Source organism: Caballeronia pedi (genome assembly GCF_001544915.2).
GTDB classification, from domain to species: domain Bacteria; phylum Pseudomonadota; class Gammaproteobacteria; order Burkholderiales; family Burkholderiaceae; genus Caballeronia; species Caballeronia pedi.
Window position 1 is genome coordinate 31918 of the sequence record NZ_FCOE02000052.1, and the last position, 15585, is coordinate 47502.

Genomic DNA, 15585 nt, shown 5'->3' on the forward strand with positions numbered 1-15585 from the left:
GAGCACATGGAAATCAAGGCGGCTGTCGTAAATGAGAAGTCGGGCGCGTTCAGCATCGAGACCGTCAGTCTGGATGATCCGCGTCCTGACGAGATCTTGGTCAGGGTCGTGGGATCAGGGGTTTGCCATACCGATCTGGTCGTGCGCGATCAATACGTGCCGATCCCGCTTCCAGTTGTGCTGGGGCATGAAGGAGCGGGCGTCATTGAATCTGTCGGGCGAGACGTGACCCGCGTCAAAAAGGGCGACCGCGTCGTCCTCTCCTATCACTCGTGCGGCCATTGTCCGAGCTGCGAAGAGGGTGCGCCGGCGTATTGCGACCACCTGATGCCGAACAACTTCAGCGGTCGTCGGATCGACGGTTCGGCGTCGATCACGAGGAAGGGCGCTGAAATCAGCGCGAACTTCTTCCAGCAGTCGTCGTTCGCCACGCACGCGCTGGCAAACGTGCGCAACGTCGTGAAGGTACCCGATTCCGTGTCGCTCGACCTCCTACCGCTTTATGGACCATTCGGTTGCGGTATCCAGACCGGTGCGGGCGCGGTACTCAATACACTCAATCCGCGTGCGGGTACGTCGATCGTAGTCTATGGCGCAGGTTCGGTGGGTCTGTCGGCCGTCATGGCAGCCCGATTGGCCGGTTGCACGACGATCGTCGCGGTCGATCTGAACGAATCTCGACTTTCGCTCGCGATGAAGCTCGGCGCCACCCATGTGGTCAATGCGAAAGCCGACAACCCGGTCGAATTCGTGCAGTCTGTGACGGGCGGTCGTGGTGCGGACTATTCGCTGGAAACGACTGCGCTTCCGCAGGTGCTTCGGCAGGCCGTCGAATGCCTTCACGCCAGAGGCGTCTGTGGCTCGATCGGTCTTCCGCCCGCAGGCACTGAAGTGACGCTGGACATGCTGTCGATCCTGTTCGGCCGAACCCTGCGCGGCATCATCGAAGGCGATAGCGTGCCAGGGATTTTCATCGGCCGCCTGATCGAGTTGCATCAGCAAGGAAAATTCCCTGTCGAGAAGATCATGACGCACTACCGGTTTGACGAAATCAACAAGGCGGTGGCGGAGACAGAAGAGGGGCACGCCATCAAGGCAGTCCTGCATATGGAATAAGCGCCCAGCGCTTGGCGCAAAAAATTCACCCGGAGACAGGAATGAAGGTCGAGAAAGCAATTTGGGGGACCGAGATCCCCGTTCGCGAATTCGCGATGTCCATCAATGGTCGTCGGATCGCGTCGGAACACACCGATTTTGCGATCAACCCGGCGACCGAGCAGCCCATTGCCCCCTTCCCATTGGCAAGTCGGCAACATCTCGACCTTGCTGTCGAATCAGCGAACGCAGCGTTCGAGGTGTGGCGCGAAACGGGCATCGCCGAGCGTCGCTCTGCACTGGAGAAGCTCGCGGACCTCATCGAGCAGAACTATGAGGCGTTTCTCACGCTTCTGACGACCGAGCAGGGCAAACCGCGTGCAGGGGCCGAATGGGAAATCGGTGGCTCGATTCACTGGCTGCGCGAGATCGGCAAGCAGTCGTTGCCCGACGAAGTCGTGCGCGATGACGGCGAGAATCGGGTAGTGACCCGCTACACCCCGATTGGCGTCATCGGCGGGATAACGCCTTGGAACTTCCCGCTCCTCCTCGCGGTGTGGAAGATCGCCCCCGCGCTGATGGCGGGCAACACGATGGTTCTGAAGCCTTCGCCGTATACGCCGCTGTGCACGCTCTGGTTTGGGGAGCTCGCGCAGTCTGTACTCCCGCCGGGCGTGCTCAATGTTGTTTCGGGCGGAAACGAACTCGGTCAATGGATGACCGAACATCCAGGAATCGGCAAGATCGCGTTCACGGGCTCCACGGCGACCGGGAAACGGGTGATGCAATCCGCCGCCTCGAACCTCAAGCGATTGACGCTCGAATTGGGCGGTAACGACCCGGCAATCGTGTTGCCCGACGTGGACCCAGAAGCCATTGCGCAAGATCTGTTTTGGGCGAGCTTTCAGAACAGCTCGCAGTTCTGCGTCGCGACGAAGCGCCTCTATGTTCACGAAGAAATCTACGATCACGTGGTAGCGGCGCTTGTGGATTACGCGAAGACCGTGCAGGTGGACAACGGGTTATTGGTCGAAAGCCAGTTGGGGCCGCTGCAAAATCGAATGCAGTACGAGAAGGTGAGCGACTTGCTGCAGGACTCGGTCGCCCAAGGGCACCGAATCCTGCTGGGAGGGGCGCCTTCCGACTCGGTGGGCTACTTCATTCCCATTACGCTTATCGACAACCCGCCAGACGACTCGCGATGCGTGGCCGAGGAAGCCTTCGGTCCGGTGCTGCCCATCTTGAAATTCAAGGACGTCGATGAAGCTATCCGCCGCGCGAACAGCACGGAATACGGACTGGCCGCATCGGTGTGGTCGAAAGACATCGAGAAAGCGCAGGCCGTCGCTCGTCGCCTCGAATCAGGGACGGTCTGGATCAACCAGATCCACGTGTTCGGTCCCGACATCGCGTTCGGGGGACACAAGCAGTCAGGCATGGGAATCGAGAACTCGCTTCACGGCTTGTCCGAGTACTGCAACATGCAAACCATCATGGAGCGCGCACTGCCCAACTGAAACAGCGCTTGTGCAATACATTACAGCGCATTACGAGATCAAGAGTTCGAGACTAAGTGGAGAGGGAAATGGAGCAGTCAATCGGGGCTCTTGTTACGCGTTCGGCCCAACAGTTCGGTGAAAAAACCGCTCTGATCGTCAACGGGGAAGGCTGGTCGTTTCGCCAGCTGGACAATTGCTCGTCGATACTGGCGAGCGCTTTGCGAAAGCGCGGCGTGGGAAGAGGGTCGGTGGTCTCACTCTACTCGCCGAACTGTTCGCAATGGGTGATCTCCTACTATGCCATCCTCAAACTCGGGGCCGTCGTCAATCCGCTGAATCTGATGCTCACCCCTGCAGAGGCGGCTTATGCAGTGAAAGACTGCAAAGCCGTCGCAGTATTGGGGTCGCTGGAAAAGTTGGTGCCGTTACGTGACACCCTCGGTCGAGAACACCTTCGACTGATCTCGTTCGGAGGCCCCGGCGCCGGGATAGAACGCTTCGCCGACCTGCTTGTAGACGAGGAACCGGACGTGTACCCCATGGACGGTATCGGGCTCGATGACCTCAGTACCATCGGGTACACATCGGGAACAACCGGCCACCCGAAGGGCGCCATGCTCTCGCATCGGGCGATTCTTCTCAACACGGCGATGACCGCGACCTACCATGTGCGCACCAAGCACGATACTGTCGTCAGCGCTCTGCCGTGCTCTCATGTGTACGGCAATATCGTCATGAACAGCGCCATCGCATGCGGGATGACGCTCGTTCTGCACGCCGTCTTTGACGCGAAAGCCATCCTGGCAAGTATCGAGAAGCATCGGGCAACGATGTTTGAAGGCGTGCCGACGATGTATATGTATCTGCTGAATGTTCTGGTCGCAGGCGACTATGACCTCGCGAGCCTCACGCGTTGCACCGTCGGAGGACAGACGATGCCGACGAACAAGATGAGGGAGGTCGAGAGTCGCCTAGGCGCTCCGTTGTTGGAACTATGGGGCATGACCGAAATAGGAGGGCTCGGTACGACACATTCACTCTATGGTCCGAGAAGGCACGGGTCAATTGGAATCCCGCTTCCCTTCCTCCACGCGAGGATTCGCTCGTTAGAGCATCCGCTCGCAGATATGCCTACCGGCGAAATCGGGGAACTTCAAGTTAAAGGGCCCATGACCATGATGGGCTACTTTGGCCGACCTGAGGCGACCAGCGAAGCCCTCGATGCCGACGGCTGGTTACACACAGGCGACCTGGCTCATATGGATGAAGAGGGGTTTATATTTGTCGTCGACCGCTTGAAGGATATGGTCATCACCGGCGGCTTCAACATTTATCCGGCAGAACTCGAGCGGGTGTTGTGCGAGCATCCTGCCATAACGATGGCCGCAGTGGTCGGCATACCGGACGATACGAAGGGGGAGCTGGCCAAGGCCTTCGTCGTCTGCAAGCCCGGCGTCGAGATTGACACGGACGAAGTTCTAGAGTTTTGCCGAGAGCGACTCGCTGCTTACAAGGTGCCGCGCGCGATCGAGGTCGTGGACGACCTTCCGAAGACCAGCTCAGGGAAGGTCTTGCGGCGCGAACTCAGAGCAAAGGCGCAGGTACAGGCTCCCACGTTGTAGCGTCAAAGAAAGGGGCAACCTGACCCTCGCATACTGATTCTCTTACTGCGAACATGGCGTGCCCGTCAGTTTTTTTACCCACAATGCCGCGACCGGACTTGGTTGCGGCATCTTTCTTTTTGAGGACTCACGAACCCGAATCATCCCTGTTCGTTCTACTTAAGTAGCGCTCGTGAATTGCCACGCAGTTGCACGCAAGTGGGGCGCTCGCGGATAGAAACACGGGTTTGTTTTTATCGGTGCACGACCTATCGCTCATTCCCAACCCTGAATATCGTGACGAGACGGGCGCACAAAGCTATCCAGCGATAAGGCATCCGGTCACTCAGTGACGAAACGACACATAGCCCGAAGGGCATGTGCATAAAAATATCAGGAGACAAGCATGAGACGAACTTTGGTCGCGAGTTTGTTGCTCGGACTCAGCGCAACCGCAGCAGCTCAAAGCAGCGTGACGATCTACGGTATTCTCGATTCAGGTCTGCTCTATCAGAATAAGACCGCCTCCGACGGGCGTAGCGGTTTCAGTTTCGTCGACGGAGCTTATTTGCCGTCGGTCTATGGATTCCGAGGTACAGAAGACATCGGCGGCGGCTACACGGTCAATTTCAACCTGCAAGGAGGCTTCTCGACTGGCACGGGCGCGTTGGGTGATTCCAACGGAGGGATCTTCGGGCGGGCGGCGACCGTTGGGGTTGCAGGCCCCTTCGGTGAGGTCAAGTTCGGCCTGCAGTTCTCGCCATTCTTCCTGGCGGTTACGAGCGGTGATCCACGAGGAATGCCGCAGTTCGGCAGCCAACTCGTACAATATTTCCAGCAGTTTGGTATCGTCGGGATCTTCGACAGCAACGCCATTGTCTATACGACGCCCAACCTGTATGGATTCACGGGCGCCGTCGAATATGCGGTCGGAGGTGTCCCAGGGTCGACCAAGAACGGGCGCAGCATGTCTGCCTCTCTGACGTACAGCCACGGTCCTTTTTCGGCCAACGGCGCCTACTACACGCATGCGGATCCGGAGACTGGCCAGACAGTCGCGATCGGCAAAACAGCCGGCTTGGCGTACACGATTGGGCCGGTCACTGCGAAGGTTGATTGGGTCAATTATCTCAATCCGTCGTCTTCGGCTCCGTTGTCGAATGTCAACGTGTATGGCGTCGGCGCAGTGTACGCCGTCACGCCTGCGTTCAGCTTGAACGGTGGCTTCTATTACGCCGTCAACAAGGGGCAATCCGAGAATAAGTCGAGAATGTTCGCGTTCGGCGCAGACTACGCCTTGTCGAAACGCACGATCGTGTACACCCAGGTCGGCGTCGTTCATAACCAAGGTGCGTTCAAGACGAATCTCGCGGTCTTGGCTCCCGAGTCGTTCGCTGTTCCGACCGGCGCAACGACTACGGCGGTGAACATCGGCATTCGGCATATGTTCTAGTGGCGAACTTAACGGAATAACGTTGCGTCGTCCGAATATTTACGCCTATAGGCGAGAGACGACGCGGTTGTCACATCGACGGTTACGGGGGCGTTCCGCTCCGAATGGAGCATAAGGCGTCGCCTTTACGGCTAACTCACCCTTTTTGGCCCCGTCCACGAAACGACGCGAGAAAGCCCTCGACGTGGTTTTGCTTCGAAGTCCCGGCTTCTGAGCAGTCTGAAACGCCGGTTGCGCGACTTCGAACTTTAGATCTCTCAGGGTCCTCGCAACGGGGACTTTTAGGCCGGCTGGAATGCCGGCCTTTTTTTGGTTCATCGATCTTTAAGGGAGATGCGGCGCGGATTGTCAGAATGAAGTATTCCTCGTCGTGGTACCAACAAGCACGTCGCTCGATGCCTTTGATGGTGTGGTCGGTGGCGTCCACGATGCTGGCGTTCAGTGGATGTCGGCAACGTGTTGATTTGCACCTGAACTTTACATAAATCCATTTGTCCCCGTTTTTTCTGGGGCGGGAGAGATCGAACGGGCAGGGCCTACCACGCAGGGATCGTTGCAGGCGAAGGTGGAAGCGAATAGGATTAATTCCTACTGACCGGAGACTGCCATGCGAACAACGCAGCAGATGAGCATCACTCTACCCAACGAGATGGCCGAATTTGTTCGCACAAAAGTCGCAAGCGGCGACTACGCGTCTGACAGCGAAGTGCTGAGAGACGCACTTCGCGCGCTCCGCGAGCGTGACCGTGCAATTGATGCGTGGTTGCGTAACGAAGTCGTTCCTGCAGCGCAAGCACTTCGGGACGATCCAAGCCGCGCACTGTCAGCTGACCAGGTACGTGCTGAATTGAAAAAATCTCGCACGCGCCACGAATGAATTGGCGCGTTCAGTTTGCGCCAGAAGCGCTCGAACAGCTGCGAAAACTTGAGAAGCGAATCGTCAATGCTGGCGCTCCGATCACAGCAGAACTATACGTTGATTCGGTCGTCGATTTCTGCATGAAGCTCCAGACGTTCCCGGCGCGTGGTGTCGCATGCGACGATCTGCTGTCCGGACTTCGAGTCACTCATTTCCGCAAGTGAGCCATCATCGCCTATACGTTGGACCCGAAGGTTGTCTCGATCGTGGTGTCTTTTACGGCGGCCAAGATTACGAAGCAGCGCTTACCCCTGACGAGGACCAGTAAAGCAGGTTGCTACGTCGATTGACAGTTGTCGCAGCAAGGGGCGCTCACTGCGAAATCTCTTTTATTCGGTATCCTAATTTATGGTTAATAATAAAGCTTATTCAAAATAGTTTGTACGGCGAGTGATGGGCTTTTGAGATCGGCAGACCGGCGACGAAACACTTGTGCTTGCGTGATGGTGGCGTACGGGTGGCTGATACAATGGCTATTGTTCACGATGGAAATTATCGCGGCGCTGACACGACTTCGAGCCCGACCAGATTGGACACATATCGCCCGGCTTTCCCGTCATTGGGAATCACCAGTCTGGCAAAGCCGTTCGTCCCCAGCGACGCACCGTTGACCGCGAACGCGACGATATCCGGCTGATTGCCGAAATCGGGCGAGAGTTCCCCCAGTGAAATGACCACACGGTATCCATCCGTCCCCGTCGCGACGACGTAGAAGCCGAGAAGGTCGTTCTTGACGCTCGCGTTTGTCTGGATGCCCGACGCGTTGATCAGATTCCACAGGCTCACGCCCGTGTAGATGCTGCCGCCGACGGTTCGTGTTACGGCCGGCAACGTCTGCAGCGCCGCGAGATCGAACGTCGCCGGATGCGTGATGGCGCCCAGCAATTGGAACTGTGTGCTGGCGCCGCCGCCGCTGGCCGCCACGGTCGACGTCGCGGTATGAACTTCCAGCTTCACGAGGTTCGACACATAGCGTCCGCCCTTGACATCGCCCGGCGCCGTGACGCGCAACGGTCCATCCGTGCCCGGCAGCGCGACGCGATAGCGCTATCGAGGTTGGCTCGCACCGTATCTTTTGGCAAATTTTGACACGTCTGCTAAGCTGGTCACCACGACGACTATGAACATTTTCCTTACCGGATTCGCTGAAATGCTGCGTCGATGAGCAAGTCAGCGAGCGGGGTTTATGGTACTAGCAGCGAATATGTCTGGGAATCGATCCGCCTCGATTAGCAACGGCAGCAAATGCGCTCGCTGCTTCTGGGCGGCGTGGCATCGAGAACGCCAGCGACAACGCCGGTTGATGATAAGTATTCGAGTCGCTACACGCGCGAGCGCTTGATTCGCGGAATGAAGTCTAAGCCGGTCATACCTACGTACCGAGCGCGGCAAGACATTGAAACAGAAATCGCCCACTAGCCGTTCGACGACGGTGACTAAATGCCCGCCGAATCGAGTTCGCTCTCGAATGGTTTGTTCCGCGGTTGCGGTAACAGGCATTTATCTCGAAGTGAAAGGTGCAGCCTCCGGCGCTCGCATGATCAAAAACAACGGAAAAGCGTATGAACGCCGTCGGCCGTAGGGGGGCGAGAGTCTGTGAAACACACGGTGGCCGATGTCGAGAGTTCGCTCAGGTTTTCGATTCTGCGCTTGTTGAAATGGACTGGCTTGCCCACTACTCGACGGGCCACTATCAATTTGGGAAAAGGGACGACTTGTCGTATGTCAAAAGAGAAGCGGGCCGCTGACGCGCGGCGTACCGAACTGCTTAAGAAGGTGCAACAGTTGGAAGTGCGCTTGGCGACTGCGGTGAACGCATTAGCGCGGGAAAAATACACCAAGGAATTGGCAGAGGCAAGGCGGGCGTTGATGCTCCTGAATTGAAACGCGAACGGCAAAAACTCATGTTGCGCAGATGCGCAAGTTCGGTGTCCGTCGATCGCAGCTCGCTGGAACTCGTAGGAAATTTAGCTTTGGCTTCCATTGCCCGGTTATCGGTAGGTCGCTGAATCTCTTGAGCGCCGCGATCGATGGGCTCGATCATCTGACTCAGGGACGAAAGTCGAAGGTTTGCAGTTGCGTGCTGATGCGTTTCCACGGCCCCCGCTGCGAATGGCGACTCCGTCTCAGCGTGACGAGACGCACTCGCGCAGTCGATCGTCGCGCCTGCTATGGTCGAATTAAATTGAGAGCGAAGTCTGACAACAGATTGTATGCGGACCCGATGATGAAGCGGGCCGCGCGCCGGGACCGGAGCACCGACGAGATCAGCGCAGCACGCAACTCGGCAAAGATTCCGGATGAACTTCGCCAATGTCTGGATCGGCTCTCTAGTCGCGCGCCTAGTTAAGCTATTCGAAACGAGTTTTACCTTGTCGCTTGCTTCACAACAACACTGCTTGCTGCAAGAGCTCAAGCGCTTTCAACTCGTCTAATCGACCAGTGCGTGCTTTGCCTGCAAGTGTCTTGATTAACGCCTCCGCAATTGGTTGGATACCGTCAAGATTTTCCAGACTTGTCGTGGAAGTTATCGCGTGTGGCGTCGCGTGAAGCTGCGGCACGGGCGCTACCGGAGCCTGCTCGATTATCCGGGCACCGAGGCGTAGCTCTCTCGAACTGGGCCATCGGCTAGCTCAGAGGAGGTGACCGCATGATCTTCGCTGACGAGAACCGGTTCCACATCAGGCGAGACACGTTCGGAAATCGGCGAGCCATCGGGATGGGTGCTCGGTTGATGCTCAGAAACAGACGTCTTTTTGCGTGAGGCAGGCTCCAGCAGGCGGGACACAGATTCTGGAATCTCTGCTTCCGAGCTAGAAGTATCCAGCCAACCACCCGGCAAACCGAGGCGTTCCGTGAAACGATTCGCTTCAGCATCGTCCATGCGTTTCTGGCCATGTAGTCGGTGGGCCATGTTGGAGCCAGTGAGTCCCATGAGCACGCCGAGCTTCGCTTTTGACCCATTGCGAGCGGTTAGAACGTGGAGTTCCTCTGCTTTCGTATGCCCGTTAGCCGCTGTGCCTGCCTCGACATCATCAGCGCATCCCTGGACTTTTTTCCGGTTTCGCACCGTGGCCCCGCCTGCGCGAGTCGCGGTCCTTCATGTTCGGGCCTTCAGCCTTGCCGCCTACTATGCCCTCTGCCGACTTCTGCACAACCATCCCGTCGGTACTCGACGCCGGGGTAGCATGTGGCAGCCGTGCAGAATTCCCCACGTATGACGCCCACCTTCACGTTTATGCCTGTCGGATATACCCCGCATTGTTCCGTGCAAGTAACGTATTTTGGCCTCTTTAGCTGCCTCATCCCGCGCGTCGCCTCGGGCTTCGTTCAGAGTCTCAGTCACCCGCGAAACCCTTGCCTCTGGCTAACACTTCCCTTGCCGGGTGTGTAGAGGACTCTCACTTCCAAGTGAGTGCGCCCTGCCGGGCGCACTAAAGAAATCAACGCCGCGCAAGGCGGGCGTTGGCTAGTGGCAGTCCGTTACGGCTTTGCCGCATCATCCGCGGCGTCCTTCAGATCCTCCTTGGCGTCGCCCAACTCCTTTCGCGCTTCGCCTTCCACCTGCTGCGCGTCGCCCTTCGCTTCTTGTGCAGGATCGTTCGTCACTTTGCCAAGACCCTCGTTGATTTTGCCCTTGACCTTCTCCCCGACGCCCTTCACCTGGTCTTCATTCATGGTCGCTCTCCGGTTATGTCTGCGGATGCAGGCATAACAAGGTCAGCGCAAAGAAGATGCCGGGTGGCGCTAGGGCGTTCGCAGGCTTAACCTAGGGTACGAGCGTTTGCTCGTCGGACCCCAGTCGTGCTTGTTGCCAGCCCTGCAATGAAAAAGTCGCACAGGTCGCGGCTCGATCGTTGCTGACGTGGTGGATGATGCATTACTAAGCTGTGTCCGCGATGAAACTCTCGTATTCCGCCCCCTCACTCTGCGGCAAGCCGACCGTCTTACTAATTGATGATCAGGAGGATATTCGCGCGGCCTGGTCGATGGTGTTGGAGGCTGCAGGGATAGCGGTCATCACCTCCGCGGACGGTGAGGACGGAATTCGGAACGCGCGTGCCCACCGACCCGATGTCATCATCTGCGATTTTATGATGCCGGGGATGGACGGCCTTGAGGCATGTGCATCGATCCGAAGTGATGAGACGCTGCGGCATGCCTTTATTATTCTCTGGTCAGCCGTCCCTGGCCTGCGAGCCAACAATCTCGCTGACTTGGTCATCGAAAAACCCGTTGACGTCGAGTCATTCCTTAAGCTCATCCGCGACGTCGGACAACACTAGCCGTGACGGCGCGGCTGCACGAGAACATTTTGGAATATTCGAGCCTCTCGAAAACAAGGTAGCGCTTCCTTGCCTGGAGCGCGGGTCGATTTTGCGCGACACTGAGCGACAGGGATGAGCACCCCTCGGTAATACTTCCATCCCGCTCCCACCCGATCAGCATTCAGGGACGGACCGGGTGGACAACAATTGTGCGAAATCTGCGTGGTGCGATCGGTGCTCAGAATCGAAAATCCGACAGCATTTGTTCCGCCTGAGCCTTTGTGACTGCTCGTATGCGTCGAATCTCGCGATGCAAATTTGCCGAGTGCGCATCGTCGGCAGTGTTCGAGGTAGCCGATTTCATCTGCACCGGCCAGCGCGAGAACACTACGTGACAGCCAGAGCGGCGTATCCATCCACCTCGTGTTGATCCGTCAGCGACCCGCCGGCCAGGATCGAAGAGTTGCACTGACCATCTTGCCTTGCGTGCACCTGTTCCACGATTGACGCAAGGTAATGCGCTACCCTCATCGCTTCGGTCTGGCTGAGCTCCTCGAACTCACAGTTCGAGGTCCTGTGGAAGAGCTCACGCATCAAGACCGAGCGGTCCTGACGTCGGACGATCGCATCAGGTCACCAAGTGCGCCTTCCACGACGCGTTCCGCGCTAACCCGCGGCATTGCTGTGTTCGAGTAACGGGGCGCGGCGGCTGTGACGTCCTCCTTGATGTCGATCAGACACAAGTCATCCTTTTCAACTTTCGATAGCGCCTGCCCGAAATTCTGGCTTCGCAGATGACGATCTTTTCATGTGCGTCTTTCGGCGAGGCGGTGTCGGTGGTTCGAGAGTGCCCATAGCGCGTGTTCGTTGAAGTTGGCTAACGCACGCACCACAAACAATGCCTTTTCTTGGGGAACAGTCGTTGCTGAGCATCAGGAACCTTGGAATGTCCGCAAATGAGCCTGCTTCTTGATCCCGCCCGCCTGGCCGCACTGGAGAGCATACGCATTCTCGATACGCCTGCGGACCCGCATTTCGACGCCTTGACCAGGCTGACCGCGCACGCTCTTCGCGTACCACAAGCGTTTATTAATTTTGTCGACGGCGCGCGCACGTGGTGCAAGTCGGCATGGGGCAGCATGAGAAAGGCCGTTACTCACGCGGAGTCGCTCTGTGCGCTTGCGCTCCTGAAAGGCGACGACCTGGTGATGTTCGACGCGACCCGGAACGACGATCTGCGGACGCATCCGGAATGCGCCGGCAACGAGGGGACGCTGTTTTACATGGCGTTTGTGCTGCGAACACCCGCCGGATTGCCACTCGGAACGCTATGTATTAAGGATCGCGTCTCCCGGGAGCCCGTTATTCATGAAATGGAGATGCTGCGAATGCTCGGCGAGCAGGTCGCTTTGCTCTTGCAGAAGATGCTGCAGATCGAGTTGACGATCGAGGAGGCACGGCGCGGCCGGGACCAGTTTTTGGCGATGCTTGCCCACGAGTTGTGCGCGCCCATGTCGCCGATCCTGACCGCCGTGCAGGTGCTAGGGCGTAGCGCGATTTCGACGCAGCAGCGGAGTTGGGCGAGAAAATTGATCGCGCGGCACGTTCGACATCTGGGCCAGATTGTCGAGCACCTTCTGTCGGCATCCCTGGTTTCACTCGGTGCCATCGACCTCAGGCTGGAGCCGATCGCCGTCGACGAACTCGTCGACCAAGCCCTGGAGATGGCGGAAGGGCTGCTCGCTCAGCGGCAGCATCGTGTCACGCGCTCGTCGCTCGATCATCCTTGGGTCATGGCCGATCGTGTGCAGTGTCCATTGATCATTGCCAACCTCCTGACGAATGCCGCCAAATATACGCCGGAACGCGGTCTTGTTGATATCGACATTCAGGGCAACGGCCAAACGGTAACGATTTGCGTGACTGATACGGGGATTGGGATTGCCGCGGCGGATATGGAGGAGATTTTTCAGATCTTCGGCCAGAGCGACCGATCCCTCGACCGCGCGCGCGGCGGCATGGGTCTTGGTCTACCGCTCGCCAGACGCCTGGCGGAGTGGCATGGCGGGTCGCTGCGCGCGCGCAGCGACCCCTTGGGGCATGGCAGCGAATTTACGTTGACGCTCAAACAAGCGACGCCCACCGAAGAGACACGAAAGAAGAAACCGAAGACCCGTGCCGCCTGTGTGCTCGACATTGTCGTTGTCGATGACAGTGTGGATACGGCGGACGCGCTTGCCGCTTACTACCAGCTGTCGGGCCATACGGTGCGAACGGCCTACCACGCCCACGGTGCACTAAGGATGATGCAGGAGCGAGCGCCGGACATATTGCTGAGTGACATCGGCTTACCGGAAATAGACGGTTATGCATTGGTTCGCAAACTTCGCGCCCTTCCATCCGGCAACGTCATCTGTGCGATAGCAGTGACAGGATATGGCAGCATGAAGGACAGACAGGCCGCGCTTACCGCTGGATTCGATGGACACTTCTCGAAACCCGTCGATCTCGCCAAGTTAGACACACTGATTGAAGATATAAGCCGAATGCGACGCTCGTGAATGAACTAGGGCAGGGCGGCAAACGTAATTGATGGAGTCGGCATGCTATTTCTATTCGTTGAAGATGATGAGAACGTGGCCAAAGCGTTTGCGGAGCTCGCTGCATCGCTCGGCCATCGCGCCGAGGTTGCACATTCGGGCGGCGATGCGTTGCGCATGACTGCACACACGCGCTATGACACCGTCTTCATGGACATCGGTCTGCCAGACATCGACGGACGCCAGCTGTGCGGCTACATGCGCGCGGCCGGTGCTTCGCATGAAGCCTGTATCGTTGCGGTGACCGGATGCCGAGACTTTCATGATGATGCGAAAAATGGTGGATTCGATGGCTATCTCCCCAAACCGGTGACAGCATCGGAGTTGACCGCTGTGATTGAGCGGTGCTGAACCGAGAGCCGAGGCTATTCAGCTTTTCCTTGAGCCATACCGTTCGTGTCTTTTGATTTTCGCTGCGCAATGGCGTCCAGGACAGCATCCGGATTGGTGATGTCCTGCAGCGTCTCGGTGCGCTCGTCAATCCGATTGGGAACACCAGGGAGATCACGTCGCAGTTCCTCGAGTAACATGATGATTTGTGTGACCTTCTGCTCGGCCAACAAATTCACTTGCAGCTCTAGATGGGCCCGATCGTCTTCGGCGCGAGCCAGACGGTTCTGACGAACGAGAACCGCCATCGTGACCAACACCCCGATGAACGTCACGATTCCCTGCAGCATGGAGAAGGGCGGGGCATCGAAATAGGCGTAGCCCATCCGGTGCGCGACGAGGTCACTAACGATCCAGGCAACGCACGCACATATGAACGTCAATAGAAAGCGCGGTTCGCTGAAGGATAAGCTAATCCGCTCAATGCTCCGTTGCAGCGAAGTGAGTTCCGCCTCCTCGCGCTTGGCAAAGCCCGAGATCTTGTCGAGATTTTCATGAATAGCCGCGGAAACGTTTCCGTTCTCCGAGGTCACTTTTCCGTTGGAATGGTGACGGGTCATAGCAGCGGCTCCTTAAAACGACGGTATCGACAACCGCGTCGTCTTTTTCAAGGATATTGCGCCCCGTGCGCCCTTGCTGTCGAGAGTAACAGGTGGACGTGCCCCACGACTGCGTTGACTCTGCGTGCGACGCAAGCCTTTCCATCGAGACCTGGCGGTTCATCGCATCGCGATGCTGACGCCTCGCGTAGACTCGCCGCATTCCGCGTTTATTGCATCGACGGAAGGCCAAGGAGATGACGCTCGGTTTCAGCAGTCGTTTTTTTCAATAGGGTCGCTTCTACTGCCTCACTGTCGCACGGGCGCGCTCCACCCGCCGGCATCTCCCGGATTGTGAAAACCACCACCGACAATTTCGAAGAACGGACTCGCCAGCGGTGCCATCAGCCTTTCGCGGAAACGGGCACGCGAAAATCTTAGGAAGGCAACGAGGAAGTGAGCGAGCTGCCGAGCAGATGTGTATAGGATAACGAAGTATTGGATTGTGCTTGACGAATCTCACCGCTCCCGTATGATAGGTATTGTTGCGATGCAGCAATTCACCACTAGGTAGACAAGCCATTCATTCGCTCGCAAACTTTACCGGGAGGCGCGGATGCTCAACCTATTTCTTCCACCGGCGAACTTGCTTGGTGCACCAAACTTGCAAACTTTCGTCAACGTCGCTCGCCGCTATGCGTCGGGCATGCAGCAAATCGCTGAGCTGAACGTGCAAACGGTGAATACGGTGTTTGCAGAGAACTCCACGGTATTAAAGGCGGGTTCTACGGCATCGCCGACCGACTGGATGACTTGGCAATCGACGCTCATTGCCGAGTTCCCGGAGAAAGCCGCGGCTTACACGCGACATTTTCTGGCAATCGTTCGTGCGACGGAGACTGATATATGGAACGAAACACGTAGTCACGCGACATACGCAGGCTCGATCGAAGCGCTCTCGAGTGCGATCGCGACGGGCGCAGACGCGGCCCGTGGAATAGCGAACGAAGTTGCCGATACAACGAGTGAGATTGCGCGGTCTACGGTCGACACTGTTGCTAACGAAACCGAACGTGCTTCAGCTGAAGTCCGAGCGGCCTCGGCGAGGTCCGGCGGAAAACGGTAACCGTATCCGTCGCTTCGCGCATCCTGTGTGAAGGGTGCTCTCTGAATGATTGCAGGGGCGGTTCTTTGAAATCCGCTCGGATCGAACTGACACGT

General features: G+C 57.6%; 15 protein-coding genes. 11 read left to right on the forward strand and 4 right to left on the reverse strand.

All coding sequences use genetic code 11. The annotated features are described in order from the left end of the window. The first annotated feature begins 6 nt into the window (after positions 1–6). From AWB80_RS38325 to AWB80_RS38350, 6 genes are all read left to right on the forward strand, one after another. Positions 7–1116, forward strand: a complete 1110-nt coding sequence (locus AWB80_RS38325; RefSeq protein ID WP_061179835.1) for an NAD(P)-dependent alcohol dehydrogenase — start codon at positions 7–9, stop codon at positions 1114–1116. A gap of 41 nt (positions 1117–1157) precedes the next feature. Then, positions 1158–2612 carry an aldehyde dehydrogenase family protein gene (locus AWB80_RS38330; RefSeq protein ID WP_061179836.1) on the forward strand — a complete coding sequence of 485 codons (1455 nt, stop codon included), beginning with the start codon at positions 1158–1160 and terminating at the stop codon, positions 2610–2612. A 68-nt stretch (positions 2613–2680) separates the two neighbouring features. Beyond that, complete coding sequence (locus tag AWB80_RS38335; RefSeq protein ID WP_061179837.1) at positions 2681–4216, forward strand: class I adenylate-forming enzyme family protein; 1536 nt, start codon at positions 2681–2683, stop codon at positions 4214–4216. A gap of 385 nt (positions 4217–4601) precedes the next feature. Beyond that, positions 4602–5648: a porin gene (locus AWB80_RS38340; RefSeq protein WP_061179838.1), complete on the forward strand. Its 1047-nt coding sequence runs from the start codon at positions 4602–4604 to the stop codon at positions 5646–5648. A gap of 607 nt (positions 5649–6255) precedes the next feature. Beyond that, positions 6256–6525 (forward strand): type II toxin-antitoxin system ParD family antitoxin, encoded by a 270-nt coding sequence (locus tag AWB80_RS38345; RefSeq protein ID WP_087131939.1) that lies wholly within the window; start codon positions 6256–6258, stop codon positions 6523–6525. Next, complete coding sequence (locus tag AWB80_RS38350) at positions 6522–6731, forward strand: type II toxin-antitoxin system RelE/ParE family toxin (RefSeq protein ID WP_244206972.1); 210 nt, start codon at positions 6522–6524, stop codon at positions 6729–6731. Before AWB80_RS38345 ends, AWB80_RS38350 begins: the two co-directional genes overlap by 4 nt. A gap of 328 nt (positions 6732–7059) precedes the next feature. Here the strand turns inward: AWB80_RS38350 and AWB80_RS38355 are convergent, their stop codons facing one another. Beyond that, a complete protein-coding gene (locus AWB80_RS38355; RefSeq protein ID WP_061179839.1) occupies positions 7060–7578 on the reverse strand; it encodes a molybdopterin-binding protein in 519 nt (172 codons plus the stop codon). Between the two features lie 711 nt (positions 7579–8289). Between AWB80_RS38355 and AWB80_RS44180 the strand changes: the two genes are divergently transcribed. Beyond that, positions 8290–8451 carry a hypothetical protein gene (locus tag AWB80_RS44180; protein ID WP_160147514.1) on the forward strand — a complete coding sequence of 54 codons (162 nt, stop codon included), beginning with the start codon at positions 8290–8292 and terminating at the stop codon, positions 8449–8451. A 700-nt stretch (positions 8452–9151) separates the two neighbouring features. On the opposite strand, the gene AWB80_RS45685 is transcribed toward AWB80_RS44180, so the two are convergent. Further along, positions 9152–9451, reverse strand: coding sequence for a hypothetical protein (locus tag AWB80_RS45685; protein ID WP_425266934.1), 300 nt, complete (start codon positions 9449–9451; stop codon positions 9152–9154). Positions 9452–10050: 599 nt separating this feature from the next. After that, the gene (locus AWB80_RS38365) at positions 10051–10245 is read right to left on the reverse strand and encodes a CsbD family protein (RefSeq protein ID WP_061179840.1); all 195 of its coding nucleotides are present in this window, start codon (positions 10243–10245) and stop codon (positions 10051–10053) included. Positions 10246–10466: 221 nt separating this feature from the next. Between AWB80_RS38365 and AWB80_RS38370 the strand changes: the two genes are divergently transcribed. From AWB80_RS38370 to AWB80_RS38385, 3 genes are all read left to right on the forward strand, one after another. Continuing rightward, complete coding sequence (locus AWB80_RS38370) at positions 10467–10853, forward strand: response regulator (RefSeq protein WP_061179841.1); 387 nt, start codon at positions 10467–10469, stop codon at positions 10851–10853. A 938-nt stretch (positions 10854–11791) separates the two neighbouring features. After that, the gene (locus AWB80_RS38380) at positions 11792–13396 is read left to right on the forward strand and encodes a hybrid sensor histidine kinase/response regulator (RefSeq protein WP_061179843.1); all 1605 of its coding nucleotides are present in this window, start codon (positions 11792–11794) and stop codon (positions 13394–13396) included. A 42-nt stretch (positions 13397–13438) separates the two neighbouring features. Continuing rightward, positions 13439–13786, forward strand: coding sequence for a response regulator (locus AWB80_RS38385; protein WP_061179844.1), 348 nt, complete (start codon positions 13439–13441; stop codon positions 13784–13786). 14 nt (positions 13787–13800) lie between these two features. Here the strand turns inward: AWB80_RS38385 and AWB80_RS38390 are convergent, their stop codons facing one another. After that, the gene (locus AWB80_RS38390; RefSeq protein WP_061179845.1) at positions 13801–14385 is read right to left on the reverse strand and encodes a DUF1003 domain-containing protein; all 585 of its coding nucleotides are present in this window, start codon (positions 14383–14385) and stop codon (positions 13801–13803) included. A gap of 595 nt (positions 14386–14980) precedes the next feature. On the opposite strand from AWB80_RS38390, the gene phaP reads away from it, so the two are divergent. Further along, positions 14981–15490, forward strand: coding sequence for a TIGR01841 family phasin (gene phaP / locus AWB80_RS38395; RefSeq protein ID WP_061179846.1), 510 nt, complete (start codon positions 14981–14983; stop codon positions 15488–15490). Positions 15491–15585: the final 95 nt, after the last annotated feature.

Excerpts from the sequence above, each read along its gene's own strand:
- phaP (WP_061179846.1), top strand. The coding sequence starts at position 14,981 with ATGCTCAACCTATTTCTTCCACCGGCGAACTTGCTTGGTGCACCAAAC.
- AWB80_RS38390 (WP_061179845.1), bottom strand. The coding sequence starts at position 14,385 with ATGACCCGTCACCATTCCAACGGAAAAGTGACCTCGGAGAACGGAAAC.
- AWB80_RS38340 (WP_061179838.1), top strand. The coding sequence starts at position 4,602 with ATGAGACGAACTTTGGTCGCGAGTTTGTTGCTCGGACTCAGCGCAACC.
- AWB80_RS38345 (WP_087131939.1), top strand. The coding sequence starts at position 6,256 with ATGCGAACAACGCAGCAGATGAGCATCACTCTACCCAACGAGATGGCC.
- AWB80_RS38325 (WP_061179835.1), top strand. The coding sequence starts at position 7 with ATGGAAATCAAGGCGGCTGTCGTAAATGAGAAGTCGGGCGCGTTCAGC.
- AWB80_RS38385 (WP_061179844.1), top strand. The coding sequence starts at position 13,439 with ATGCTATTTCTATTCGTTGAAGATGATGAGAACGTGGCCAAAGCGTTT.
- AWB80_RS38335 (WP_061179837.1), top strand. The coding sequence starts at position 2,681 with ATGGAGCAGTCAATCGGGGCTCTTGTTACGCGTTCGGCCCAACAGTTC.
- AWB80_RS44180 (WP_160147514.1), top strand. The coding sequence starts at position 8,290 with ATGTCAAAAGAGAAGCGGGCCGCTGACGCGCGGCGTACCGAACTGCTT.
- AWB80_RS38380 (WP_061179843.1), top strand. The coding sequence starts at position 11,792 with ATGAGCCTGCTTCTTGATCCCGCCCGCCTGGCCGCACTGGAGAGCATA.
- AWB80_RS38350 (WP_244206972.1), top strand. The coding sequence starts at position 6,522 with ATGAATTGGCGCGTTCAGTTTGCGCCAGAAGCGCTCGAACAGCTGCGA.
- AWB80_RS38365 (WP_061179840.1), bottom strand. The coding sequence starts at position 10,245 with ATGAATGAAGACCAGGTGAAGGGCGTCGGGGAGAAGGTCAAGGGCAAA.
- AWB80_RS38370 (WP_061179841.1), top strand. The coding sequence starts at position 10,467 with ATGAAACTCTCGTATTCCGCCCCCTCACTCTGCGGCAAGCCGACCGTC.
- AWB80_RS45685 (WP_425266934.1), bottom strand. The coding sequence starts at position 9,451 with ATGGACGATGCTGAAGCGAATCGTTTCACGGAACGCCTCGGTTTGCCG.
- AWB80_RS38330 (WP_061179836.1), top strand. The coding sequence starts at position 1,158 with ATGAAGGTCGAGAAAGCAATTTGGGGGACCGAGATCCCCGTTCGCGAA.